This window comes from Halomonas rhizosphaerae, assembly GCF_030010555.1.
GTDB classification, from domain to species: domain Bacteria; phylum Pseudomonadota; class Gammaproteobacteria; order Pseudomonadales; family Halomonadaceae; genus Halomonas; species Halomonas rhizosphaerae.
Window position 1 is genome coordinate 310,738 of record NZ_JASCQP010000028.1, and the last position, 26,033, is coordinate 336,770.

The window sequence follows — 26,033 nt, forward strand, 5'->3', positions numbered from 1 at the left end:
CAGCACCAGGCGTATCAGTGCTGGCTGGGCAGCGTGCCGGGGCGAGCCAGAGGGCTCAGGGTACGGGCGGCGAGCAGCTCACTGGCGGCTTCGATGTCCGGCGCGAAGAAGCGGTCCTGCTCGTAGTGGCTGACCCGCTCGCGAAGCAGCTGCCTGGCCCGCTCCAGCGCCTCGGTGCTCGTCAGGCCGTGGCGCATGTCGAGCCCTTGGCAGACGCCCAGCCACTCGATCGCCAGGATGCCGCGCACGTTGTCGGCCATCTCCCAGAGGCGCTTGCCGGCGGCAGGCGCCATGGAGACATGGTCCTCCTGATTGGCCGAGGTGGGCAGGCTGTCGACGCTATGGGGGTGCGCCAGGGCCTTGTTCTCGCTGGCAAGCGCCGCCGCGGTGACCTGAGCGATCATGAAGCCCGAATTGACCCCGCCATTCTCCACCAGGAAAGGCGGCAGCTGGGACATGTGCTTGTCCATCATCAGCGAGATGCGACGCTCGGCCAGCGAGCCCGTCTCGGCGATGGCCAGTGCCAGATTGTCGGCCGCCATGGCGACCGGCTCGGCGTGGAAGTTGCCACCGGAGATGATGTCGTCGTCTTCGGCAAACACCAACGGGTTATCCGAGACCGCATTGACTTCCACCGCCAGCACCTCGGCCGCCTGACGGAGCTGGGTCAGAACGGCACCCATCACCTGGGGCTGGCAACGCAGCGAGTAGGGATCCTGGACCTTGTCACAGTCGGCGTGGGAATCGCCGATGGCACTCCCCTCCCCCAGCAGGTGCCGATAGGCTGCTGCGGCGTCGATCTGGCCGCGCTGGCCACGGACCTCATGGACCCGGGCGTCGAAAGGCGAGCGAGAGCCCAGGGTAGCCTCCACGGTCAGTGACCCACATACCGTGGCCGCAGCGAACAGGTCCTCGCCGTCGAAGAGACCGCGCAGTGCATAAGCAGTGGAGACCTGGGTGCCGTTGAGCAGGGCCAGACCCTCCTTGGGAGCGAGCTCCATCGGGGCGAGCCCGGCGATCTCAAGAGCGTCTCGAGCCGAGACCCATTCGCCCTGATACCGAGCCTTTCCCTCTCCCAGCAGTACCACGCTCATATGGGCCAAGGGGGCGAGATCCCCTGACGCCCCGACGGATCCCTTGACCGGGATATGCGGGTAGACCTCGGCATTGATGAGTGCGACCAGGGCATCGAGCACCTCTCGACGGATGCCGGAGAACCCGCGCGCCAGGCTGTTGACCTTGAGCACCATGATCAGCCGCACCAGGCTGTCATCCAGGGCCACCCCGACACCGGTGGCGTGGGAGAGCACCAGGGACCGCTGCAGCGCCTCGAGGTCCTCGTTGGCGATACGGGTCTGGGCCAGCAGCCCGAAGCCGGTGTTGATGCCATACACAGTGCGGTTCTCGGCGATCACCCGGTTGACGCAGTCGACCGACTTGCCGATATCAGCATCGGCACTGGTCGGCAGGCTGACGCTGACAGGCTCCTGGAAGACCTGGCGCGCCTGCGCCAGGGTCATCGTGCCGGGCTGAATCTCGAGATGGGCCATCGGGAAGTCTCCTGTTAGTTGTTCAGCATCGGCAGGTCGAGGCCGTTTTCACGGGCACATTCCTTGGCGATCTCGTAGCCGGCATCGGCGTGACGCATGACGCCGGTACCCGGATCGTTGCGCAATACTCGGCCCACGCGGGCGTGGGCGTCATCGGTGCCGTCGCAGACGATCACCACGCCGGAATGCTGGGAGTAGCCCATGCCTACACCGCCGCCATGGTGCAGCGACACCCAGGTGGCGCCACCGGCGGTGTTGAGGAGGGCATTGAGCAGCGGCCAGTCGGACACGGCATCGGAGCCATCCCGCATCGCCTCTGTCTCGCGGTTGGGGCTGGCCACCGAGCCGGAGTCCAGGTGGTCGCGCCCGATCACGATCGGCGCCTTGAGCTCGCCGTTCTTGACCATCTCGTTGAAGGCCTGACCCAGGCGGGCGCGGTCCTTGAGGCCGACCCAGCAGATGCGCGCCGGCAGGCCCTGGAAGCTGATACGCTCGCGCGCCATGTCGAGCCAGTTGTGGAGGTGCGAGTCGTCGGGGATCAGTTCCTTGACCTTCTGGTCGGTCTTGTAGATGTCCTCGGGGTCACCGGAGAGCGCCGCCCAGCGGAACGGGCCGATGCCCTGGCAGAACAGCGGACGGATATAGGCCGGCACGAAGCCCGGAAAGTCGAAGGCATTCTCGACGCCCTCCTCCATCGCCATCTGGCGGATGTTGTTGCCGTAGTCGAAGGTGGGCACGCCCATCTTCTGGAGGTCGAGCATCGCCTGGACATGTACCGCCATGGACTGCTTGGCGGCCTTGACGGTGGCCTCGGGCTCGGCCTTGCCGCGCGCCACATACTCCTCCCAGGTCCAGCCGGAGGGCAGGTAGCCATGCAGGGGGTCGTGGGCGCTGGTCTGGTCGGTGACCATGTCCGGCTTGACGCCCCGCTTGACCAGCTCGGGCAGCACGTCGGCAGCATTGGCGCACAGGCCGATGGAGATCGCCTTGCCCTCGGCGGTGTAGCGCTCGATGCGGGCCAGGGCATCGTCCAGGTCCTCGGCCTGCTCGTCGAGGTAGCGAGTGCGCAGGCGGAAATCGAGGCTGCTCTGCTGGCACTCGATGTTGAGTGAGCAGGCACCGGCGAGGGTGGCGGCCAGCGGCTGGGCACCGCCCATGCCACCGAGGCCGGCGGTCAGGATCCAGCGCCCCTTGAGCTGGCCGTCATAGTGCTGGCGCCCTGCCTCGACGAAGGTCTCGTAGGTGCCCTGCACGATGCCCTGAGAGCCGATGTAGATCCACGAGCCGGCGGTCATCTGGCCATACATCATCAGGCCCCTGCGATCCAGTTCGTTGAAGTGCTCCCAATTGGCCCAGGCCGGCACCAGGTTGGAGTTGGCGATCAGCACGCGCGGCGCGTTCTTGTGGGTCTCGAAGACGCCCACCGGCTTGCCCGACTGCACCAGCAGGGTCTGGGTATCCTCCAGGCGCTGCAGGGTCTCGACGATCTTGTCGTAGCACGCCCAGTCGCGAGCGGCACGGCCGATGCCGCCATACACCACCAGGTCCTCGGGGCGCTCGGCCACGTCCGGGTGCAGGTTATTCATCAGCATGCGCAGCGGGGCCTCGGTGAGCCAGCTCTTGCAGCTGCGCTCGGGTCCGGTGGGAGCGGCGATCTTGCGGGAGGGGTCGTGACGCTTGTCTTGCTGGGTCATGGCGTATGGCCTCTGGAGTCTCGATGGATTGTCGTGGTCGTGGAGCCGTCGGCTCTCAGTCATTCAGGGTCAGCAGATGCACGAGGCGAGCTGCCGCCCTGGCGGTGCGGCCGTCGATATCACGGCCGGGGTTGAGCTCCGCCAGGTCGGCCAGGCGCAGCTTGCCGCTATCTCGAATGCTCTCGATCAGCGGCTCGATCAGGGCGAGCGCAACGCCGCGGGCGGCCGGGGCGCTTACCCCGGGGGCCTCGGCGGCAGGCAGCACGTCCAGATCGATGGTCAGGTAGAGGTGGTCGCAGTCGCGGAGGAAGTCCGCCAGGTCCTGCTCGATGTCGGTCAGACGCGGCGCGGTGATGTCTCGATCCTCACGCACCATCACCCCAAGCTCGTCGGCACGGTTGAACAGCGCTCGCGTATTGGCCGCCCGGCTCACCCCAAGGCAGGCATAGCGGAATGGCCAGCCGCGCTGAGCACAGTCTTCAGCGATCTGCGCGAAGGGCGTGCCCGAAGAGCGCACATGCCGGGGGTCGCGCAGATCGAAATGGGCATCCAGGTTGACGATGCCGACGCGTGGCGCCGTCTCGCCGTTGGCTGCCAGATGCTGGGCGAGCCCTGACCAGCTGGCATAGGCCACCTCATGGCCGCCACCCAGCACGATGGGCAGGTGCCCCTCGCCCAGCAGCGGGGCGAGGCGGTCGGCCAGCGCCTGCTGAGCGACTTCCATGGCGTCGCCTTGACAGCGCACGTCACCGGCGTCATAGGCAGGCCCCTGTCGGTGCCAGGCCAGCGGCGCCAGGGCGCGGCGCAGCGCGGCAGGGCCATCGGCGGCACCTACACGACCCTGGTTGCGCGCCACGCCGGCATCGCAGGCGAACCCCAGCAGCGCACAGCCGGGTGTGCCGCCCTCGGCCAGCGGCTGAATCTTCTGGTGCCAGCGCTCGCTGCCGGGCTCGGGATCGGTGCGCCCCTGCCACAAGGTGCGGTCGAAATCCTGGTGAAGCGACGTATCAGACGGCATGGGTCAGCTCCCCCTGAAACAGGCGCTGATGCAGGCGACCGGGCTGGACGGCATAAGCCAGTGCGGCCGGGGTGTCGACATTCCAGACACACAGGTCGGCGGCGGCCCCTTCCCGGATCCGCCCTTCTCCCTTGAGTCCCAGGGCAGTCGCGCCATGGGCGGTCATGCCGGCCAGTGCCTCCTGGGGCGTCAGGCGGAACAGGGTGCAGGCCAGGTTCAACATCAAGGTCGGCATGAACAGCGGCGAGCTGCCCGGGTTGGCGTCGGTCGCCACGGCCATGGGCACGCCGGCCTCACGCAGAGCCGCGATGGGCGGCTGCTGCGTCTCGCGCAGGGTATGAAAAGCCCCCGGCAGGATCACGGCGACACTGCCGGCCTTGCGCATGGCGGCGATCCCGGCCTCATCGAGGTACTCGATATGATCGGCGGAGAGTGCCCCGTGACGGGCCGCCATCGCGGTGCCACCCAGGTTGGAAAGCTGCTCGGCGTGGGCCTTGATCGGCAGGCCATGCGCTTCGGCGGCCTCGAAGACCCGCTCGCACTGCGCCACCGAGAAGGCGATCTTCTCGCAGAACACATCGACGGCATCGGCAAGGCCTTCGCTGGCAGCCGCCGGGACCATCTCCTGGCACACCAGATCGATATAGCCGTCGCTCTCATCCTTGAACTCCGGCGGCAACGCATGGGCACCCAGTAGTGTCGTCACCACCCGCACGGGGAGCGCCTCGCCGAGACGGCGCGCCACGCGCAGCATCTTCAGCTCGTCCCCGACCGTCAGGCCGTAGCCGGACTTGATCTCCACGGTGGTGACACCGTCGGCGATCAGTGCCTCGAGGCGCGGCCTGGCCAGCTCGAGCAGTTCGTCCTCGCTGGCTTCCCGAGTGGCCGTCACAGTGCTCAGGATGCCGCCGCCACGCCGGGCGATCTCTTCGTAGCTGATCCCTTCCAGGCGCGCCTCGAACTCATCGGCGCGGGAGCCGCCAAACACCAGGTGGGTATGGCAATCCACCAGGCCGGGGGTCATCACGCCGCCACGGCCCATGTCGTGGCAACCTTCCGCGATCTCTTCATCGAATTCCCGCATCGGCACCAGCGACGCGACCCGCGCCCCGTCGGTGATGACGGCCATGGGCTCGGGCAGCGTGTGCAGCCCATCGAAGACGTTCATCTCGCGCCATAGACGACGCGTAGGGGTGGTATTCGACATGGAGGCCTCCTCCGGGTGGCTCAACAGATGCAGACTCAATGTATATACAATTAAGCCCAGCACGCGGGAGCACGTCAAGCCACCTTCCCAAGATGCCAACAGGGAGAAGCGGCGCGCTCGGAAAGGCGAAAACCTAAACCCTTTATAAACATAATCATGAATAGGACTCTCGAGCTACACCCCATCTGTCATCGATCAGGCATTAGACTAATGTCTAGCCTGGATAGCTAGGCGGAGGCACCGGCTTGCCTTATTTTATTGTATATACATATCGAGGCAGGACGCCTATCCCGACCCAGTCACCGCACGTCACAAGACAAGAGGTATGCCCATGAATCGCCTGGACCCCCTGGCACGGCAACCCGCCGCTGCCGCCACCCTTCTCAAGCTTTTCCTGCCCAGTGCCCTGGGCATCCTGATCTTCTTCATACCCATCGAAATCTCAGGAAAGCGCACCATCCCCCTGGACCATATGGTGACCGGCGCACGCGCACTGCTAGGGGAGGCCAGCGGGCTCTATGCCCTGGCGCTGATTGTTGCCGGCGCGGCCTATCCGCTGGTCCGCGGCTACTGGAACCGCAACCTCACCGAGCGCATCTTCACGGTGCTGAAGATGGCCGGTGTCGTCGCCGCGGTGATGGCACTGACAGGATGGGGGCCGGCCTTCCTGCATGAGCCGGACATGCTGCCCTTCCTGTTCGACAAGCTGGTGATTCCGGTGGGCCTGATCGTGCCAATCGGCGCCATCTTCCTGGCGCTGCTGATCAGCTACGGCCTTCTGGAACTGATCGGCGTGCTGGTGCAGCCGGTGATGCGCCCCATCTGGCGCACGCCGGGCCGATCGGCGATCGACGCCGTGGCCTCCTTCGTGGGCAGCTACTCCATCGGCTTGCTGATCACCAACCGGGTCTATCAGGCCGGGCAGTATTCGGCGCGGGAGGCGGCCATCATCGCTACCGGCTTCTCCACGGTCTCGGCCACCTTCATGATCATCGTGGCCAAGACCCTCGACCTGATGGCCGTGTGGAACCTCTACTTCTGGCTGACCCTGCTGATCACCTTCATCGTCACCGCGGTGACCGTGCGGCTACCGCCGCTCTCACGAATGGATGACAGCGCCGCGGATGGCGAGCCACAAGCGGTACCCGGCAAGCGCCTCACCACGGCCTGGCAGACCGGCCTGGAAGTCGCCGAGAAGGCCCCGAGCCTGCATCGCAGCGTGGCACTCAACTTCAAGGAAGGGCTGGTGATGGCGATCAGCATCCTGCCATCGATCATGTCGGTGGGGCTGCTGGGCCTGCTGGCTGCCAAGTACACGCCGCTGTTCGAATGGCTGGGCTGGCTCTTCTACCCCATCGTGGCGATGTGGGGCGTGGCGGATGCGGCCGCCCTGGCGCAAGCCTCCGCCGCCGGACTCGCCGAGATGTTCCTGCCGGCGCTGCTGATGGCAGAGGCCGAGTTCGCGGCTCGCTTCGCCGCCGGTGTGGTGTCGGTGTCGGCCGTGCTGTTCTTCTCGGCCTCGATCCCCTGCATCCTCTCCACCAGCATTCCGCTGTCGGTGGGTCGCATGCTGGTGGTGTGGTTCATCCGTGTGTCCCTGAGCCTGCTGCTGGCAGTCCCGACCGGCTATCTGGTGCAGACACTGGCCGGCTGACACTGCCGTCAATCGCGTATACGCAAACGGCCGGGAATCCCGGCCGTTTGCGTTGGTAATGAATGACGGTCCGCTCAATTCGGCGCGCGATGCATCGAAGAGCGCAGCTTGTAGCGTTCGCCAGGATGGAGCAGCCGCGCATAGCTGATCAGATGCTCACCGGACCAGGTACGCCGAATCATGCTCAGGCAGGGGCTGACCGTATCGATGGCCAGCCACTCGGCAGCCTGATGGTCGGGCAGGACCGCCTCGACGATGTGTTCCACATCGGTGATGGGGCAGGCGGCCACCAGCACCTCGTTGGGCGTGTGGCGGGAGAAGTCGGTGTCGAGATAATCCGGGACCCAGCGCGGATTGACGAAACGCCTCTCGAGCTGGAGCGGCACATCGTTCTCGAGGTGAAGGATCAAGGTGTGGAAGACACGGCTGCCGAGCCGCACTCCGAGACGTAGCGCCACCTCGTCATCGGCGTCGATCGCTTCGCAGGTCAGCACCTCGTTGCCATACCGATGACCCCGAGACCGTACCTCCTCAGCGATGTTGTACACCTCGACCAGTGATGACTCTGCCTTGCGATCGGTGACGAAGGTGCCAAGCCCCGACTGGCGTGTCAGGTAACCCTTCTGGACCAGGTCGCGAATCGCCTTGTTGGCGGTCATGCGGCTGACCTGGAAATCCCGGGCCAGCTGCTCCTCCGGGGGAATCTGGTGATGGGCTGGCCACTCACCACTGGTGATCTTGTCGAGCAGGTGCTGCTGGATCTGCTGATAGAGAGGCGGCGTGCTGGCCATGGGCATCCTTGGGCGAGACCAATGTATATACAATCGCAGTATACCTATCGCAGAAAGACTGTCCATCTCCAGTTTCTTAGAAGTACTGCATCTACAATCTCTATAGCTACCCTTGCTCTGTACTTCTTCACTATGTTGTTTTTAGTCCTATTGTGAACCAGCAGCCTTTAGGAACCGCTGAACAATTCGGTTCAGCCTGACCAGATCATCATCTCAGCGGTCATGTCATGACCAGTTCAAGCGGAGAAGGCACCATGATCAATGCTCAATACCGGATCACTCTGCTTGCCGAAGAGATCTTCGGTAGCCGGGAGAAAGCCACTAGGTGGCTACGCAAGCCGCGTCGGACCCTGGGCGGTATCAGCGCCCTGGAGGCTAGCGCAACACCGCAGGGCTAGGCTGCTGCGGAAGAGCTACTGGAACAGCTACGTCATGGGTTCGCATCGTGATCGCGTGGCCGCTGGCACACTACCTATGAGCAACCAAGGATCCTCGCTGATTGGCAGACAAGGCCAGGGTTGGTGGATACCTTTTGGTTGCTACGCCATCGTCTGGCTCGGATCAGGTGTAAACCCCATGCTCTATCCTGCCTATCGGATCTAGTAGCTGCTGAGGGTCTTCTTGCATGACATCGATGGGGCGCTTCCACCCAAGTCCCATGGCCTTATGGTGTAAGCAGCGGTCTGCCGCTGTTCTATCCCCCCCCCCCCACACATTTCGATAGCCGTCCGCCAGACTGCGATTGCGATGTGCTGTTCCGGCTCATCAGTGCCGAGCATCGCCCAATCCTCTTCTTCTGCAGCAGGCTCCTCCGGGGCCTCATATTGATGACGCTCCCCCGTAGCCGTTCATGTGGCGTATCGCGTCGATTCGTCATCGCAGCCTCCATCGGATAACCGAGAAACGTTGGTTTTCTTTACATTGTGACCCAAACAGGAAACCCGACCAAGGTCAGACACCACGCCACGACGCCCAGGTAAGGTCGGCACCATGCCTCTAGGTAACCGAGCCTGAAACGATAAGCGCCATAATTATGCCGTTATACGAATGAAAATTGCCCCATAGTGGTAGGGAGGCAGCTCGACACGCGTCTCCAGCTTGAAGCCCGCCGGCTCGACCATCGTGCGGGTTTGTTCCGGCGACATGCGCATTTCGGTCTTTGGGCCTCGCGGCTGGCCGAGGACGGTCGTCTCTTCCCGCTGCAGGGGGTACCAATTGACGATGGCAAAGCGGCCATTGGGCTTCAAGGCCGCAGCGACTTCGCGAGCCAATGCCATCTTGTCAGGTACGCCGTGGAAGGTATTGGCGATCAGCACATAGTCTGCCGGCGCAACCAGCAGATGATTAAGCGCCATGGCATCCCCAAGCAGCCAGCTGCAATTCGACATCCCACCGCACGCCGCTTGAGCCTGTTCAAGCATGACCGGGTCGATGTCGAAACCAATGACACGTCCCTCGCCAACTTGCCGGGAGATAGCTGCAGTGAAATATCCATCGCCACAGCCGAGATCGACGACCGTCATCCCCTGTCCGATGCACAAGGCCCTGACCACCCTGTCAGGGTTCGGCCAAAGCGTATGCCACCAGTCCCTGTCCGGCATGGCGGAGGCGGGAAACAGCCGGTCTTGCGTCATGATGGGAGATTCCTTTTCATCCTCGCTGGTACGCCTTTCAGTCGAATTCGGCGCTCAAGGGCTCAGTTTTTTTCAATCGGCGCTATGACCTCAAGACCATGATCCCGCGCTTTCTCACGGTGGCGGTGAGAACCCCACCGATGCCGTACCGGTTCCTGAAAATAGCTGAACCGTATGCGTAATCAGGAAGGTATTTTTTCCACCTTCTTGCGGGAGAGCGAGAAAATCTAAGACAATCGTCCGGGTGATACGGAAGACTCCTCTACAGCCTGTGATTAATGGCTGCTAATCCCTGCCTGATCTCCCAAAACCTGGCCCTAACGGGTGAGCTCTGCTGTGCGCCGTGTGGTCGAGCCGAAAAACAAGGGTTTGTCGACGACGAACTTCATCGAACGTTTCACCAGACCTTTGCCGGGGAAGAAGCCGAGGTCGAGCCACAACCGGATCACCGCCTGAGCCTCAAGATCGATGGTCTGCTCGAGCGGCACCAGGAAACCTTCGTAATCACCCGCCGGAGTCACATACCGTTCTCGAGTGATGGGCATGACTCGGTGCTGGTACTCCCCCGTGTGTTCGACCTCTCGCGTCTCTTTGTTAACGACCGTAGCCCTGCCAGAGGCGCTCCATGTCCTGTCGGGCACGATCCTGTTGGGTAGCAGTACCACGGGTGGCTCGTACTGGACGGTCTGGCCTTGCGTGAGCACGTCCAGACCGGTGAGCAGCACGCTGCCATCCCGGAGCTTGGATAGATGGAGGATGTTGTAGTCGCCAAATCGAACTTCCCAGCGGCCTTCACCGTCTGCTGAACTCAGTTCCATCACGACCTGCCGTCCCTCGCCGTCTCCGTCCACCACCTCGAACGTGCTTTCACTGGGGACCAGAGGAAAAAGCTCCTCAGCCTCAACCTCCTGAACCGTCGACGCCGGAGACGCTGGCGTCTCCGCGAGGGTGGCCCCGGCGGTGCAGAGGCCGACGCCGATCAGTATCGCTCGCGGGTAAGACAGATACATCGCATTCTCCTGGAGTCCGTGGGCAAGGTGCGGCGCAGCACTCGTGGCAGTGAAGCGACGTCAATGGGAGAACCGGCGCCACTGGCGAGGGATTGTGGAGACCTCTCCTAGATTGTAGAGGACGTCCGCGTCGTGGTCCTCGGCGATCCAGAGGTATTCGTCGGTTTCGCCGGTGAGTACAAGCATGGACGGCCTCGTTGCCAAACGCATGGTCTCCTGAAGCGGTTAGATCTAGGTGTATGGTCCCGACAAGCTGGCCGACCGCATTTCAAACCACCTATGGCATGTTCGTCTTTGCCCCTCAACGCCGCGCCCTACCAGGAGCTGCTGCGCAAGAGAGCCGAAGCGCCTGGCGCCACGAGGGCCAGTGCCGCGTCGGCAAGCGGCCGGCCCGCCAGTTCCTCGGCACGAGCGATGACCCCCTCACCGACAGACTGCTGTCCCACTTCACCGGCGGCCAGCAGAGCCTCGAACAGCTGAGCCAGATGGCCGCCGAGGGGGCCGCCTGGCCGCTGATCGAGGGCAACGGCACCTTCTACGGGCTCTACGTCATCGAGTCGCTCTGCGAGATCAAGAGCCACCAGATGCGCGACGGCGGCGCCCAGCCCATCGGCTTCTCGCTCACCCTGCAGCGCGTCGACGGCGACCGCGCCGACCTGCTGGGCAGCCTCACCGGGGCGTTGGCCTGGGCCGCCACGGGGTCGCTGGCATGAGCTCTTCACAAACAGCAGGCGCGCCCCCGTGTCTCCGGTTACCGGCTCACGCTCGCCGGCCAAGTCATCAGCCCCGAGCTCGACGCCCGCCTGCCTCTCCCCGGGTCGCTGTCACCTCGTTCATTCGATCAGTGACAGCGATTCCTGCCGCAGCGTCCGCAAACTCGCCCCAACTCGCTCGTTCACCGCGCCCATCTTCGCGGCGGCCTGTCTTGAGCGGTTGATCGCCATGAACTCCTTCAGTTCGATCTGATAGGCATCGCGGATATGCCCGGCATGAGCCTCGATCTCGATGGTGAAGCGCTTGCGGATACCGGCTTGAAGATCTGAGATCGCGCCTTCTCTCTGGGCGCGGTCCTCCGGAACCGACAGCGCCCAGTTCACCAGCTTTTCGCGCGCCTGGGTCAGGTCGACACCTTCGAGGATGCTGCCCCGGATCCCCGATTGCTGGGCCGTGACCTCGCGGTGAACCGGGCGATAGAGCGCGACGGTGCCTGCCGTTTCGCGGTTGTAGCCAGCGACTCCCTTGCCCGGAAAGGCCGGACCGGACAACCCGGACAGGCGGGCCATCGCGTCCTTCGTGATCTGCTCAGTGGTCTTGGGCCGCGCCCTCTTGACGGGGTCCGTCCCGGGTTCCGGCGGCGATCCGGCATCCGCCGCGGCGGTATCGGCGCGGACCTTGGCGCCTGCCAGCACCGCGTCCTCCAGCCCGCCGGAGAATGCCGGATCAGAGAGGGTGAGATCGCGCGCCTTCTCGGCAAGTGTGGCCTCGACGACATGGTCGTATTCCAGGTAGTTGCCTACGCCCTTGGGCTTGGCCTTGTAGATCGCATGCGCCCCCTCGAGCTTGGCGAAATCAGGCAGACCGCTGGCGGGATCGCCCCCCATCGGCAAGTCGGAGCCTTCCGCACCGTCCGAGCCGCGCTTGATGGTGGGCGCCTTACCGGGCTCGAAACCGTAGAGCGTCTTGTTGAGATCGCCAAGTGCGCGTATTCCCTTGCGGATCTTGCCCCGGATCGCCTTCGTCGCTGCCGGATCGCTGCTGTAGAGCCCGGCGATGTTTTCCAGCTCCGCCTGCATCTCGGCATTGATACCGGCGCGGAGTCTGGCGATCTTGCCGGCCGCCGCAGTCTCGGCGCTGGCATCCGAAATGATCTTTCCGTGGTTGCGCCGGCCTGCGTCCTTCGCCGTCTTCTGCCGGTGCGCCGGGCGGTAGATCGTGATCGCGGGCAGTTGCTGGCCCTCCTTGCCGGTAGCACGGGTGTCGATCTCGCCTAGCAGAGGATCGGGAATCGCCTTGCCGTCGCGCTGACCTTCGGCGATCTCCTCGCTCATCTGGCCCTGAACGTACGTCTGCACCATGAAGCCGAGACTCTTTTCGGGGATGTGGTCATTCTCGTAATAGTACGACAGGCGCTGCTTGCCCTTGGGTCCCAGCCCCGCCTTTTCGGACACCGCATCAATGGATTGCGAGGTAATCTTGCCCCGATCCGCATACCAACCGGCATCGCCCTCGATCTCCGGTAGGCGAGGCTCTCGCGCGCGGATGATCGCGCCGTCCTGTGGCTCGTCTTCCAGGAACGGGTTGTCGGCGATGCAGGGTCCGAGCTTTGCCAGTTTTGCGCCCGCATCCTTCACCTCGGCATCGGCCTTGTCACCGGTCCTCTTGGTCGAGGTCTTCTGCTGCTCGGGCTTGACCTTCGCCAGCGCGGTCTCCGCCTCGTCGATCTCGGTCATGAAGGCCTTCTCGAACGCGTTCATGCATGTGGAATCGTCGCCGAAATCGGCGGCCTTCTTGCCTTCGCTGACCATCTCCGCCTGAACCTGGTCGGCAGGGCGCGGGGTGTCCGAGGCGATCTTGAGCGTGAACTTATTGCCCTTCTTCTCCGGCTTCAGCTTGTGCGGCTCCGTGCCCACGACAAACCCCGCCTCCGGCAGCTTGCGCTTGCGGTTGATCTTTCCAAGGATCTTGGAGAACAGCTTTTTTGCCTTCTTGACCAGAAAGGTCACCATCTTGGTCATCGCCTTCTTCACCGGCGCCTGCAGCTTCTTGATGATGGTGCGGATCGTCTTTGTGATCCCGGTCACAGGGATCACCGCCGCGACGAAGGCCAGGAAGACGGGAATGGCCCCTGCTATCGTCTTCTCGATAAAGTCGGCGGCGTCCTTGACCTTTCCCTTGGCGATAGCGCCGATGCTGGAAAAGATCGAGTTCGCGATCTCCATGATTTGATCGAGACGTTCAAGGAAGGTCTTGATCATGTTGTAGATCGACAGAGCGACCTTGACGATGGCACCTACCGGATTGGACAACCCGGCGATCCAGGACACCGCACCCATGACGATCGTGTTGATGACGAAGTCGCGAATTCCGTCAATGACCGTGGTCTTGAATCCCTCGATCATCTCCAGCACCCGCTGCCAGATGCCCAGGAAGCCCTCCTTCACGAGGATCTTCACGACCTCCACGGACTTTTCGAGGAAGGCTACTTTCTTCTCACCGCCGCGGCCGAGGCGCTTGACCAGCGTCTTGCGGAAACTGGCATAGGTCAGGCCGAGAATCTGCAGCGAGATATTGATGATGCCCTTGAAGTCTAGCTTCGCGGGCAGCTCGATCTCCATCTCCTGAAGCGTTCCGAAGAGCCAGCCCATCAGGCCCTTCTTCAGATGTTGCCAGATGTTGTTGCCGAGTTGCTTGAAGCCGTTCACCACCGCGCGGACAAGGTTCTTGGCGAAGCCAAGCGGATCGCTGAGGATCAGCGAGATCACGTCGCGGACCTTCTCGATCACGGCCCAGACCTTTTCGCCATAAGGTCCGGCCAGCTTCAGCGCACCACGGATGATGAACTCGAGGATCTTGTCCTTTATCTCGGAGATGAAGGTGATGATGTCGTCCACGAGCGGCTGGAAGATGCGCTTGGCGATCTTCAGTGGCGACCAGGCGGGCATCTCGTCGATGAAGTCCGAGACCAGCCCCTTGATCCGGCTCCAGGTGATGTTGAGTTCCGACAGCCGCGTCGACACCCACTCGAAGGCCCTTTCCAGCGCGCGGGTTTCCTTCAGCCGCTCGAAGATCAGGTTGCCGCCCGGAAGAAGTCCCAAGAACCCGCCGATCAGGTTCTCGGCGTTGCGTTCCACCCTGTCGCCGGTGATGGGGCTCTTGCCGAGGATTACCGTGAGCAGCGTGTAACCCGGCACATTGCGGGCAATCTTCTCGGCCTTGTCTGCGACCCAGCCGCGCTGAAGGCTCGGATCGCTGTCTTCGCCCTCGATCTCTGGCCGCTCAGGGGTCCGGACCGGCGCGCGATGCGTCTGCTGCACGACATGGGTCAGTTCATGTGCCATAAGGCGGCGGTTATCGACACTCTCGTCCTGGCCCATCCAGATATGATGGCGGTGGGTGAAGGCGCGGGCGCCGATCCGGTCCGCCGCTCGGCGGTCTGACGGCGCATCATGGATGCGGACATCGGAGAAATCGACACCGAAACGCGGCTCCATGAAGGTTCGGACGGAGGCGGGCAACGGGCCACCCGGTCCCGGCTGAGCAACCACGCGCGTCACACTGGCAGGCGCGTCGCCACCCTGCGGTCCTGTCGCCGTGGCCTCGCCCGGTGCCATCCGGGCCGCACCGTCGGGATCGTCCGGCTCGCCAGCCTCGACCTCGGCGAACTCGTCGTTCGCCAGCCCAGCGGTATCGACATCCTCACCCGACGGGACATCCGGATCCTGGTGGTCGGCGGGGATCGCGGGCTCGCTTTCGAAGGCGTCGGTGTCGGGCTGGCTCTCCTGATCCACCTTGGGGAAACGCCGCGCCTCGGCGGAAAGGCCGCCCTGCGCAGGCGGGGGCGCGGTGTCGTGGCCGGGTGCGGACATCGTGACGATGCGTTCGGCCGTGGCCTCGGCCTCGTGTTCCATGGGATCGTTCGCGGCACCGACCTTCAGCGCGGGCTGGATCCGGGCTGCCTCGTGACGGTGAACAACCGCCGGCGCCGGACGACGCACCGGAACCCTGGAGGTCCTGGCGGGGCGTGCGGGCTTCTTCGTGCGGATGGTTGCACTTACATCGCCCATCGCCGCTCCTCACGGGTCTACATTGATCGTCTTGATGTTGCTGCGCGTCCCATGGTTCACCGCCACCAGATCCACATCCTTCGACCAGAAGAGGTTCGTATTCACGGCCTCGGGCACCTCGAACTCGACATTGACCCAAGAGGAGCTCCGGTCGAATTCCCACCGGTCGTAGGACGCAATGTCGAACCCACCCATCTCGATATAGTGGTTTGAGTCTTGCGTCAGGCCGAACTGGAAGCCCCGCACGCTCATCGTGTCACCCACATCGAGTTGCGTCGGACTGGCTTCCAAAATCCAGGGGCTGTAGAAACCGCACGTCTCGGTCGAGGTTTCGGCCAGCACCTCGTCGAGGTTGTCCTCGACCATGTCGCAAGTGTGGAACAGCTCGTGCAGCAGCGTCGAGGCGATTTCCCAGTGGCTGATATCGTAGGCGTAGTCGTTATAGGCCACGACATGGGGATCTGCGGCGACGCTGCGGATATCGCTGAGACCGAAACGCTCGCTGTGATCCTCGAGGTAGTAGACCGTGGCGGCATTGAACGTGTCACGCGCCGAAGTGGCGGCGCCACCTGTGCAATTGTCCTCGAAGAAATCTCTGCAACGTCTTGTATTCATAGCGTTGTTGATCAGGTCCAGCGCGGCATTGACCCGGGCGTGATGCGCGGCGGGGACCGCCTTGTAGTCGCCGGTGCCGTCAGATGCCGCAAGTGTCGCGCGCCGGACGGCGCGGCGTGTCTGTCCTTCGGCCTGCGCGACATGGGCGAGTTCGTGCGCCATGAGCGGTACGCCGCCCTTCTCTTTCTCGCCCTTGGCGAAGGTGATGTCCCAGCCATAGGAGAAGGCCCTCGCACCGATGGCGGTCGCGGCCCTGTCGGCGGCGGCGCCGTCGTGGACGCGGATACCCGAGAGATCCCGGCCAAAGCGCGGTTCGAAGAACGCGCGCGACACGGGCGACAAGGGATCTCCCGCATCCAGGGACCGTATCGCGTGGCTGGCCGCCGGCCCGGCTGGCGCGGTCGCGCGGCCGGGCGCGATGACGGCGCCGGGGGCGGCACTGCGCTTTGCCTTCTCCGTGTCCTCGGACTCGCATTCGGCACATTTCCGATGAACGGATGGCGCGGACGCAGGAGAGGCGAGAACCGGCCCGCCGTCCAAGGCCTGCGCGGCCATCCGGTCGGCAGCCTTCTCTGCCGGATCCTGGACACCGCCGATCAGTATGCCGCCCTCATCTCGCGCGCCCTTCTTGGCCTCGGTTCGCGCGGCCGGGGTCCCGGGCGCGGCATGACGGCGGGGCTTTCCGGCACCGGAACGCCGAGCGATGCGTCTGCGCAGTCTGGTCTTCATGATCCGCCTCCTATCTCGGCCTGCCCTCCAGCATCGCCGCCGCTTCGCGCTGCAGCCGTCGAGCAGTGTTCAGGTTCAGCCCGGCACTGCTGGCGACCTCGCGAAGCTGCGTACCGGACATTTCGGCAAAGCCGGCGACATTCGTTACACCGCTGCGCGTCAGGGCGGCGATGAAGTTCGTCTCTTCACCCACGACCGCCGAGACAGGCATCTCCCGGCGCAGCGAGGTCAGGATCGTATCGCGTTCCTGCGCCGTCTGATCCAGCACCACCCGCTGTTCCCGCTCGAAAGCGGCAAGATCAGCGCGCGCGGTTTCAATCTGTGTCAGTGCGGTCTGCCGGTCGTCCTCGATCTGCCGAAGATCCGCACGCGCCGCCTCGATCTGCGTCTGCGCCGTCTGGCGGTCGCTTTCGAGTTGCTGGAGCTCCGCGCGCAACGCCTCGACCTGGCCGGACAGTTCCGCATGCGCCGTGCGCACGCCGTCAAGGCCGCGCTCGGCTTCGGCCGTCTGCGCGGCCAGTTCCTCGTTTCGACGGGCCGAGGCGGCGGTCCACTCGGCTTCCAGGTCCGAAGCGGTGGTTTCGGCCTCGGCTATGCGTCCCGACAGTCGTTCGTCCAGGGCGACGGCCTGGGCCAGAACCTCCTCCGAAAGATTGAAATCCGCGCCGCGCGCCGCCGGTCGCTCGAAGCTGAACTTTCCGCCGCCCGTCTCGACCTTGACGTAGTCGATGGCGACGCCCTCTTGCATGATCAGCGCGACCTTGTCGCCGGGCATCACCTCGCCGCGGTCGGCCACCAGGTCACGGGCGTCGAGCCCCACGGTCGCGCCCCTGATCTTGGCGATGGCTTCGGCATCGCCTGCATCGATAGTCTCGGCCACCTCGATTCCGTTGCCGGCCAGCGCCGCCCTTGCCTGGTCAAGCCCGAGATTGCCGATATCGGGCTGGACGGCGTAGTCGCTGGGCGGATTGCGACCAGTCAGGATCCGCGCTCCGCGTTCAACATCCCTCCAGGCGCGCTCGGGCGTCAGTCGCCGGTCAAGCTCGGCCACCGCCACGAAATCGTTCGGCCGTTCGAAATCCACGCCGCCATCACCTTTCTCCGGACAGCACAGCTCGCGCAGCTGCCCGGCGAACCGGTCGCGCGTCTCCGAGATGAAGTACTGCACCATGCGCCAGGACATTGCCTGTTTCCGGCAGCACCAGACACAGATATCGCTCAGGAAGAACGTATTGCCTTCCATCGAGCCCTCGACGCAGGCGACAGGCACGAGATACGGGCGTTCGCCGGGTTCCGGGCAGCGCGGGATCAGCGCGTCACACAGGCAGCGGCGCAAGTGTTCGGCCTCGGTTTCCTGCACGGCACGGTAGACCAGCGCCTCGCGCATCATGAAACGCGTCTCACGCACCTCGCCATCGGCCTCCTCGGGGCGGATCTCCTCGTCGATCGCGGCGATTTTCCGGTCGAACTGCGCCGCCTCCGCCTCGTCGTTCAGATGCGTCCTGTAGCGTTTCACGAGATCGTCGTTATAGGCGCGTGCGACCTGCTGTTCGCGGGAATTCAGCCGCTGCGTGGCAGCCATCTTGGAATAGGCCGCACCGTAGAAGACTTTGTCGAGCGTGGCGCGCTCGCCCTCGCTACGATTGGTCAGGTCATCCTTGATGTCGAAGGGCGGCCGGGACTGGCGGCACTGGTCGAGGACGGACATGAAGGTCGGATCGCTCGCCCCGAAGGCACGGGACCGTGGCGCCAGATGGGTGCGGATCACGCCGCCCTCGCCGATGGACAAGGCAAGGCACACGTCGCGCTGCCGGAGCGCGCGCTGGAAGGCCTCGATCCCGTCGAAATGGAAGCTGTCGCCGCGCAGGATCTCGTTGAGCTCTACCGTCTGCGCCCGTACATCACCGAGCACACCACCCCGGTCGAGGATCGCGCCCCCCGAGATGTCAACCATTGCCGGGCCTTGCGTGACCCGTCGGGGGATCACCCCGCAGACCACGCCCCAGTCATGCAGGAGTCGCAGAAGCCGTTCGTTGCCGAAATCGACGCGGCAGAGGTTGATCAGCGCGTCCTGAACATTGTCCACCTCGTCATAGAGGTGCGGGCATCCCGAGGGATCGAAGGCAATATCGGCCGCCTCGATCGAGCACAGATTATCCAGCGCCTCCTGCACGTTCTCGGCGGCGTCGTATAGCGTCGGACAGTTGTTGACGAACCCGACATGTGTAGCCGGCAGGTTCGCCAGCACCGGGAAGGACAAGCGGCGGGTTTCGGCGTCCGTCAGTGGTTCAATCGCACCGTCCGTGACCCGGAACAGCGGGCAGTAGCTGTGGCGGATTCCGATGGGCAGGGCCTGTACGGCGCGTACGGGTTCATCGGCGAAGCGACGCAACTCGATCAGCCAGTAGTCGCCCACGACAATGGCCCGTCCGTCAAAGTCGATCTGTGCGGTGAAGAGGTCATTGGTGAGGCTGACCGTGTTGCCCGTCAGGCTGACGGTTCCGTTGCCCTCGTCCTCGGCATGGCCGTTGGCAAAATCGATCAGCGCCATTCCGTCCCAGCGACGGACGAAGGGCCAGTCGCCACCCTCCGGCGGGACCGGGTCTTCGGGTCCCTCGGTCAGACTGGTGGCGAAGCTCGACCGTGCCATTTCGCCGTTCTGCTCATGGACACCCAGATGACATTCGGTGACGGCGGAATAGAACTCGTAGACAGCGCCTGCCCGCCCGAAATCCTCGGTGTTGACGGTGGCCGGCGCGATGGCGGCGGCGTTTTCCGCCGACCAGGCAATGCGGATGCTGTCAGGGTTCTGAGGGTCGCCGAAGACATGAACGACCTCGATCCGGAACAGCGCGTTGGCCACGCTCTGCGCGGCCGCCACGGTGTCGGCGCAAGGGTCGCACTCGTCGGCGATGGTCTCGGGGTCGGCCGGGGTGACGGTCATCTCGCCCGTGCCGATTTCGGGGATTGGTCCGTCCGGCTGGCCGAGCGCGTCGGCCTGATCCAGCGGAGCGAACTTGATCTGGGCCATGGTGCGTGCGCGGAAGGCCGTCTCTGCCCCATGGAGGCCGGGATCGGACAGGAGCGGCTCCTCCAACTGGCTGACCATGCGGTCCCAGATATCGGCGTAGACGATGTGTTCGCCGTCCTCGGGCATCGGAGGGGCATGCGGGAAATCGACCTGCACGCCATACAGCTCCAGCGGACCGGACACCTCCTCGGCTGCCTGCACCTCGCCGCACCGCCCCTGCGCATAGACGACACCGGGAACCAGCCGCGGGCCGTCCTGATCCACCGCGCCGCCATCCACCGGAACGCCGCTTCCGGCGGCGTCATGGCCCAGCCCATCGGTGCGCCCGCCAGCAATCTTCGCCTGCTCACCCAGATCGGCATCGGTGACCATGCCGCCCTGAACCTGGAAGACCCCGGAATAGCGTTTCCCCGGACGATGGCTGTCACGCGAGATATTGCCTTTCATCGGTCGGCCTCCTTGCTATTCGACCCGGACCGACGGGCGCGAAAGATAAGGGTCGTATCGGATCGAGATCTCCTGCCCCAGCGGCAGGTAATCGGTCAGCTTCAGTTCGAGTGCGCGAATGGATGCGACGTGGAACATGTGATGATGGGCGCCCATCTCGCCCTCGTCCTCGGCACGCAGCAGGTCCGAGGCGGTGAGGTCCAGCACCCCAGCCCCCGGCTCGCCGTAAAGCGCGGGTCGCAAGATGCAGTCGTCGCCCGCCTCGAACCACAGCCGGATAAAGTTCGGGTCGTCATCGGTGTTTGTGGGCGACTTGTCGGCGCCGCAATCGCCGAGTTCGGTCAGGCTCGGCACGCGCGAATAGCGGATGCAGGTGTCGTCGCCCGAACAATCCAGATCCACCATCGGCCCGTTGAAGATACAGTCCGACGCCCAGAGCCGCTCCAGTTCCGTGCTCTCCATCACCGTGCAGTAGATGAGCTGGGCAAACCCCACTCCGCCGCTAAGCGCGTTGAACAGGCAGTCGGTTGCCGTGAGCGCCGGGTCGTCCGTCAGGTGATTCAACACCACCCGCTCTGCGGCACAGTGGTTCATGGTCAGGCGGGTTTCCGGATCATCCAGCGTAAGCGCGCCGGTGAAGACCAGGTCGTGAAACCGGATGTCGGTGCCCGCCGGGATCGTCATGTTGCCCTCTACCACCAGCGTGTCGGGCAGGACGATCTCGCCGTCGATCATCAAGGCCCCAGCCGCTTCGTCGTCCAGCAACCCGAGCGCTTCGAAGACCTGTTGCGGTCCGAAGCGTTGCTGTGCGGTCTCGTCCGGGTCTATCTGGATATCTTCTACCGTGGGTGCGATCTCGCTGCCGTTCAGCTCGCTGGCGAAAAACCCCTCGGGCGGGCGGACATGGACGATGGTGCGGTTCGGATGGGGGCCGACGTCGCGGACCGTGGGTGCGCGCAGGTCGGGCGTGCGCAGCGAGGTATCGTCGTAGGCGCCAGGGAAGCAGGGCACTCCGCACCGGTTCCTGGGCCGCCAATGAAGGACGAGGGGCTCGATCTCGCGGCCGAAATCGTCGCGCTGTGGCACACGGACCGCGTAGAGCGGATTGGCGCCGTCCTCGTCGATCACTGCACGGTTCGCGTAGCGGATATCCGGTGTCCCTTGCGGCAGGCCGGGGGCGGCCATCAGGCTGCCGTCGCCCATCGAGGCGGACGGTGCGGTGAAGGGCGGCAGGGTCATGCGCGGCGTGGTCAGGGTGCGGCGCCAGCCCTCGACCACCACGGCCTCGGCCCCGCTGATCACGTCCGAAATCTCGTCGACGGCGGTCAGCGTTCCCTTGGACTTGTACCAGCCGACCGTCTCGTTCAGTTCCAGCCGCCGCGCCACCGGGTCGGGCGCGCGGAGCTCCGCGCCCACCATTTCGGCGAGGTATGGGATCAGCCATGCCTGGATCTCGCGGCCGTTATCCGTGGGTTCGGCGAAGGCGTCGGCATAGGCCTGTTCGGTCGTGCCGCGGATCAGGTCCAGCAGGTGACCGAAACCATGGAGATAGGCTTCCAGATCTCCCAACTCGCCCGGTTCGGGGGCCGGGTCCCGATAGCGATACTCCTCGGGCAATTCGCGGTAGAGAAGCTGGCCCGCACGGGATTTGAGGTCAGAAGGTTCCATCACATCGGCTCCACCTGCACGGTCATGTCGGCACCGGCGGTTTCCGACGCGGCGAAGATGACCTGGTTCTCGAAGGGGAAGAAGGCCGAGGGCGTGCCGCCGGTCATTGCCGTCCGGCGGATGGCGGTCGCGGGCTGGACGGCGAAGCCGGGAACGGTTGCCGTTTCCACCCCCGCGACCCGCTCCAGCGCCGCTGCCACCTCGGAGATATAGGCGGGCTGGCCGAGACCCCGGCGCTCAAGCGCGAACTCGGCGATCAGCGCGGCCTGGGCAGCCGCCTGTATCTCCGTCTTGTCGCACTTCTCGATATCGACACGGATCTTGGCGGTGACGATCAGGCGAATTGCTCCGTAAGCCTCCAGATCAACCCGGATACCGGGCAAGGCGCGCGCCTCGACGAACTCCGTCAGGACCTCTCGCAAGGTGGGGCCGATGGTCCCGCCATTCGCCGGCACGATGACGATGGCCACGCGACGTCCGGCACCCGGCTGAACCATCGGCCGCGCCCAGGCCTGCCAGACATCCGACCGGCGTCGGCAGAGTCGCTCGAAATCCTTCAGCGACACCGCCCGGCCATTCGCGGCCAGTCGCGCGGGCGCATTGACGCGTAGATCGCCGACCGGTTCGCGATCCGCGCCACCCGTCGCCGCAAAAGGCTGCGTAAGAGCGCGCACGTAGCGATGCTTCTTCATCGGTTTGGCGAAGGCCCGCGCCGGAACCGCCCCCTTGGGGCCGACCCCGGTGCGGTAGCGGCTGACGACGACATTGTCCGTGCCCGTGGACAGGCGGTGGCGGAAATGGACCACGAGCCGCCCTTCCTCCGTCATCGACACCGCGTAACTTTCGGTGCCGTCCGCCGTCGGGTCGATCAGGTCGCGATAGGACCAACGCACTCCGTCAACGGAGATGTCCATGTCCGGCGCCACGCCGGTTTCCGCCACCGTCGAGGGTATGAAACTGACCTCGCGCGCACCGAGGGGGAAACGCTGCGCGGCCTTCTCGGCGTCGCCCGATCCAAGGACCTTGGGACTCTTCGTTTCACCGTGGCTGCACTCGACCGCGTTGAGGTTCAGGGTGGTCCAGCCCTTGAGAAAACCTGACAGGCCGTCGGCGGGCTCGAACAACAGTTGCACCGCCCCCGAGACCTCCACCGCTTCGACCAGGACGGTGCGAACCGGCGGAATCAGGTCGCGCTCGTCCTCCACAAGGCAGGGTTTGCCCAGCCGGATCAATTCACGCGCCGCGGCCGAAATGCCGACCATCGTGATCTCGGCCCCGTCGAAGGCGGCCCTCGGGTTCCGATCATGATCGATCGGACGCAGGTCGCGCATCATAGGCCCGTGAAACTCGTGCGCATCGGGTTCGAAGATGTCCAGATCCGTGGCCACCTTGCCAGAAAACTGGATCGTGTAGCCTTCAGCCGATTCCGAGACGCCGGCCACGGTCAGGGCGGCGTCCCACGAGGGGACTCCCAACTCCTCGTGATCGCCCGACTTGAGTGCACGACGGTAGTAGACCGAGCCCACAGCAAGCGACTTGGGCGGCTTGCCGAGGAAGCTGACCGGGGCCGCCTGCGGATCGTCGTCCTCCAGGACCGGCGGGGGCATCGCGACCACGATCGCGGCCTCGCGCTTGGACCCTTCGCTGTCCTGGGTCGAATCGGCGAACAGGTTTCCAACCGCATCCGTGATGTTGCTGACATCGACGCCGAGAACCCTGTTCAGCTCGTCGCCATCCTCATTCTTCGCGTATTCGTAGCTGCCCTTGGCATGCTTCAACTCACCGTCCTCTGTCAGGTAGTTGAACCAGAGACCGAGGAAGACTGGTACCAGCACGCCCGGACCTGCCCGACCAGCCGGGACGAGGGTCTCGATGATGACCTTGGCCCCATGCGCCAGGACATAGTCGTCCGCCACGTCGAGCTTCAGATGGCCATCGGCATTGCCTAGGACCGGGCATTTGATCGAGTTCGTTCCGTCATGCAGCCTGATGATCGACGCAATCGGATAATTCGATGACGTTTCGAGCTTCACGACGAGGACACCCTTCGTGGACCTCGGTGAGCCCCGTGTCACGGCCTTCGCGCCGAGATGCAGGAGGGCACTGCCCCGGGTCGGCATCGGTCCTGCCGCGTCCAGCGTGATATCCGCGACTCCGGTCTCCTCGTTTCGCTCGGCGCGCATGACCGCCACCGCCTGTGAGGCGCCGGAACCGGCCAGCACTGCCACCGAGCCGGGCGCGATATCGGCCTCGGAGTCATCGATCCAGTCATCCCTGTTCTGCAGCGTATCGGGATCGCTGTTCCACCCGATCGCCCGGGCAGCGTTCAGATCGGGGTGAACCTTGATCGGCTGCAGCGTCTCGAAGAGGACGGGTGCGCCGCCCTCGGGCGGCGTGTATTTCATCGCCAGCCCGCGGCCGATTTCCACGGGTTTTCCGTCATCCGTCGGCTCGACGATCAATCCCACCGTAGTCACGGCCGAGGTCGGCGGCGCCGGCTGGTAATTGACCATCGAGGTCAGCCTCACGAGGTTCTCCCACTGGCTCGCGGTCCGCAGATACCCCTCGTTCGCGTATGCGTTCAGATGACCGAGCAGCACATGGGACGCCCGTGCCGCCGCGCGCATGATCTCCCAGCCGTAGTCACCGCTGTTCAACGCATATTGGTCCAGTAGCCGGGCATTGCGCCGCCGCGCAGTCTCGGGCCGGTCGGGGAACGCACGGGCCAGGGTTTTCCAGAGAAGCGCCTCTACGAAGGCCTCTCGTTCTGCCGGATCCGGCCATTGGTCCATGTCCAGGGAGAAGCGACCGCGCCAGGTTTCGGGGAGGCGCTCCTCCATCTCCGCGCCACGGGCGACCAGCCCCATCATGGCGATCCGGAGTTCTTCGAGCCAGACCGCCGCGTCCCCATCGACATACTCGAACCGCGGTAGCCCCGCCCTGTTCCAGCGTGTGAGATCCGCAAGCTTGTCCAGGCGGTCCGGGTTGTCGTTCATCCGGTCTCTCCCCCATTGACGATCAGTCGGAAATAGCCTTTCTCCGGCTCACCCCGGATGTTCAGGCAGCGGACGTATTCATCGGCCTCTACCGGTATGAAGCCCTGCGCGCTGCGGTCGGGCCAGCCGGAGCCCACACGCTTGAACCGGTTGAGACAGGCCACCGCAACACCATCGACGGCCATGGCCGCTTCGATGATGTCGGAGGCAAACAGGTCGTCGCCGAAATCGAGCCGCCCGGGCTCGAAGAAGTCGCCTTCATCCGCGGAGAAGACATCGGCCAGCGCCTGCTTCATCTCCGAGCGGAAGTAGCCGGGCTTGGCGCGGATAGAGAGGGTGAAGGTGATGGCGGCCGGTTTCGCATCCTCCAGGAACACCTCCGCCCCGATCATCCTGCGCAATTCGATCAGCGACCTCAGGAGATGCCGGGACGTGACGGACCCGCCAGCAGCCGGTAAGGGGATGCTCTGGTCGTGGTGAAAATCCTCGATCCGCCGCCAGAGGAGGTCGGCCTCCCCGCCCGCCTCCGGTAGCGGCAGCGGCTCGTCCAGGCTGCGGTCGGCCTCCAGCAGGGCGGCGACGAGGATGGTGTTCCACGCCCCCGTCCAGACAAGCCGCGCCTGCGCGCGGGAGACGAGCGGATGGGCGGAAATCACCGTCTCATGGTCGTCGAGCGTCACCATCCGGCGCTGTTCGGCGATCAGGCGCGGACCTTCGGCGCGCGCGGCCTCCATCAGCCCCGGCTCCAGCCGCCACAGACGCTCCACCTGTTCCTCGCGCGTCTCGGTCACCCCTTCGGGCGGGGGCGGCAGGCTGTCCAGCACCTCGTCGCGGACGCGTTCGGCGGCGTCGTAGCCGATCAGCTTCAGCAGCCTGCGGACCGATGGCGGGCGCCGCGCTGTGGCCAGGTATCTTTCGCCCTGCACCGCATCCAGCGCGTGCGAGGCGCGGTCGAAGGCGGCGGCCAGAAGCTCGACGATGACCACTTCCATGTCGGCCGGGGTCCAGCGGCGGCGGGCCGGGAAGCGATACGCCAGTTCCTGCATCAGGAAAAGCCGCAGGCTGTCGTAGTCGCGAGCCTTCCAGTCGAAATCGTCCGAAACGCCGGGCAGCGGCGGCGGAAGCACGGCGCGACGCTCGCCGCAATCAGGGCAACCGCGATCGAATTCGAGCTTGGGGGGGGGAAGCTCTGCCATGATCTTGAT

General features: G+C 64.7%; 17 protein-coding genes and 1 pseudogene. 4 read left to right on the plus strand and 14 right to left on the minus strand.

Annotated elements, in window-relative coordinates:
• Positions 1-14: 14 nt before the first annotated feature.
• The 4 genes from hutH to hutI are packed head-to-tail and all read right to left on the minus strand — an operon-like array spanning position 15 to position 5,469.
• Positions 15-1,550, minus strand: coding sequence for a histidine ammonia-lyase (gene hutH, locus QLQ83_RS13680; RefSeq protein ID WP_282736066.1), 1,536 nt, complete (start codon positions 1,548-1,550; stop codon positions 15-17).
• Between the two features lie 14 nt (positions 1,551-1,564).
• On the minus strand, positions 1,565-3,244 hold the full coding sequence (gene hutU, locus QLQ83_RS13685) for a urocanate hydratase (protein ID WP_282736067.1): 1,680 nt from the start codon (positions 3,242-3,244) through the stop codon (positions 1,565-1,567).
• A 55-nt stretch (positions 3,245-3,299) separates the two neighbouring features.
• Positions 3,300-4,262, minus strand: coding sequence for a formimidoylglutamase (hutG, locus tag QLQ83_RS13690; protein WP_282736068.1), 963 nt, complete (start codon positions 4,260-4,262; stop codon positions 3,300-3,302).
• On the minus strand, positions 4,252-5,469 hold the full coding sequence (hutI, locus tag QLQ83_RS13695) for an imidazolonepropionase (protein ID WP_282736069.1): 1,218 nt from the start codon (positions 5,467-5,469) through the stop codon (positions 4,252-4,254). Before hutI ends, hutG begins: the two co-directional genes overlap by 11 nt.
• Before the next feature lie 331 nt (positions 5,470-5,800).
• Between hutI and QLQ83_RS13700 the strand changes: the two genes are divergently transcribed.
• A complete protein-coding gene (locus QLQ83_RS13700) occupies positions 5,801-7,123 on the plus strand; it encodes a YjiH family protein (RefSeq protein WP_282736070.1) in 1,323 nt (440 codons plus the stop codon).
• A 74-nt stretch (positions 7,124-7,197) separates the two neighbouring features.
• On the opposite strand, the gene hutC is transcribed toward QLQ83_RS13700, so the two are convergent.
• Positions 7,198-7,914 (minus strand): histidine utilization repressor, encoded by a 717-nt coding sequence (hutC, locus tag QLQ83_RS13705; protein ID WP_282736071.1) that lies wholly within the window; start codon positions 7,912-7,914, stop codon positions 7,198-7,200.
• Between the two features lie 254 nt (positions 7,915-8,168).
• Between hutC and QLQ83_RS19570 the strand changes: the two genes are divergently transcribed.
• Positions 8,169-8,312, plus strand: coding sequence for an MbcA/ParS/Xre antitoxin family protein (locus QLQ83_RS19570; protein ID WP_411971137.1), 144 nt, complete (start codon positions 8,169-8,171; stop codon positions 8,310-8,312).
• A gap of 633 nt (positions 8,313-8,945) precedes the next feature.
• Here the strand turns inward: QLQ83_RS19570 and QLQ83_RS13710 are convergent.
• Complete coding sequence (locus QLQ83_RS13710) at positions 8,946-9,548, minus strand: class I SAM-dependent methyltransferase (protein WP_282736072.1); 603 nt, start codon at positions 9,546-9,548, stop codon at positions 8,946-8,948.
• Positions 9,549-9,619: 71 nt separating this feature from the next.
• Here QLQ83_RS13710 and QLQ83_RS13715 point away from each other — a divergent pair.
• Positions 9,620-9,730, plus strand: a pseudogene (locus tag QLQ83_RS13715) (IS1595 family transposase); the annotation flags it as partial.
• A 135-nt stretch (positions 9,731-9,865) separates the two neighbouring features.
• On the opposite strand, the gene QLQ83_RS13720 reads toward QLQ83_RS13715, so the two are convergent.
• Together QLQ83_RS13720 and QLQ83_RS13725 are read right to left on the minus strand one after the other, a co-directional pair.
• Entirely contained in the window at positions 9,866-10,558 is a 693-nt protein-coding gene (locus QLQ83_RS13720) for a hypothetical protein (protein ID WP_282736073.1), read from the minus strand.
• Positions 10,559-10,618: 60 nt separating this feature from the next.
• Positions 10,619-10,744 (minus strand): hypothetical protein, encoded by a 126-nt coding sequence (locus tag QLQ83_RS13725; protein WP_282736074.1) that lies wholly within the window; start codon positions 10,742-10,744, stop codon positions 10,619-10,621.
• A gap of 98 nt (positions 10,745-10,842) precedes the next feature.
• Here QLQ83_RS13725 and QLQ83_RS13730 point away from each other — a divergent pair, with 98 nt between their 5' ends.
• The gene (locus tag QLQ83_RS13730) at positions 10,843-11,271 is read left to right on the plus strand and encodes a phage tail protein (RefSeq protein ID WP_282736075.1); all 429 of its coding nucleotides are present in this window, start codon (positions 10,843-10,845) and stop codon (positions 11,269-11,271) included.
• Positions 11,272-11,391: 120 nt separating this feature from the next.
• On the opposite strand, the gene QLQ83_RS13735 is transcribed toward QLQ83_RS13730, so the two are convergent.
• From QLQ83_RS13735 to QLQ83_RS13760, 6 genes are read right to left on the minus strand one after another with little or no spacing between them, the layout of a single operon-like run.
• Entirely contained in the window at positions 11,392-15,342 is a 3,951-nt protein-coding gene (locus tag QLQ83_RS13735; protein WP_282736076.1) for an eCIS core domain-containing protein, read from the minus strand.
• Positions 15,343-15,351: 9 nt separating this feature from the next.
• Entirely contained in the window at positions 15,352-16,686 is a 1,335-nt protein-coding gene (locus QLQ83_RS13740) for an eCIS core domain-containing protein (RefSeq protein ID WP_282736077.1), read from the minus strand.
• A 10-nt stretch (positions 16,687-16,696) separates the two neighbouring features.
• Positions 16,697-20,164, minus strand: a complete 3,468-nt coding sequence (locus QLQ83_RS13745; RefSeq protein ID WP_282736078.1) for a DUF6519 domain-containing protein — start codon at positions 20,162-20,164, stop codon at positions 16,697-16,699.
• A gap of 15 nt (positions 20,165-20,179) precedes the next feature.
• On the minus strand, positions 20,180-21,832 hold the full coding sequence (locus QLQ83_RS13750; RefSeq protein WP_282736079.1) for a hypothetical protein: 1,653 nt from the start codon (positions 21,830-21,832) through the stop codon (positions 20,180-20,182).
• The gene (locus tag QLQ83_RS13755) at positions 21,832-24,828 is read right to left on the minus strand and encodes a baseplate J/gp47 family protein (RefSeq protein ID WP_282736080.1); all 2,997 of its coding nucleotides are present in this window, start codon (positions 24,826-24,828) and stop codon (positions 21,832-21,834) included. The genes QLQ83_RS13750 and QLQ83_RS13755 overlap by 1 nt, the downstream gene beginning before the upstream one ends.
• Complete coding sequence (locus QLQ83_RS13760) at positions 24,825-26,024, minus strand: baseplate J/gp47 family protein (protein WP_282736081.1); 1,200 nt, start codon at positions 26,022-26,024, stop codon at positions 24,825-24,827. The genes QLQ83_RS13755 and QLQ83_RS13760 overlap by 4 nt, the downstream gene beginning before the upstream one ends.
• Positions 26,025-26,033: the final 9 nt, after the last annotated feature.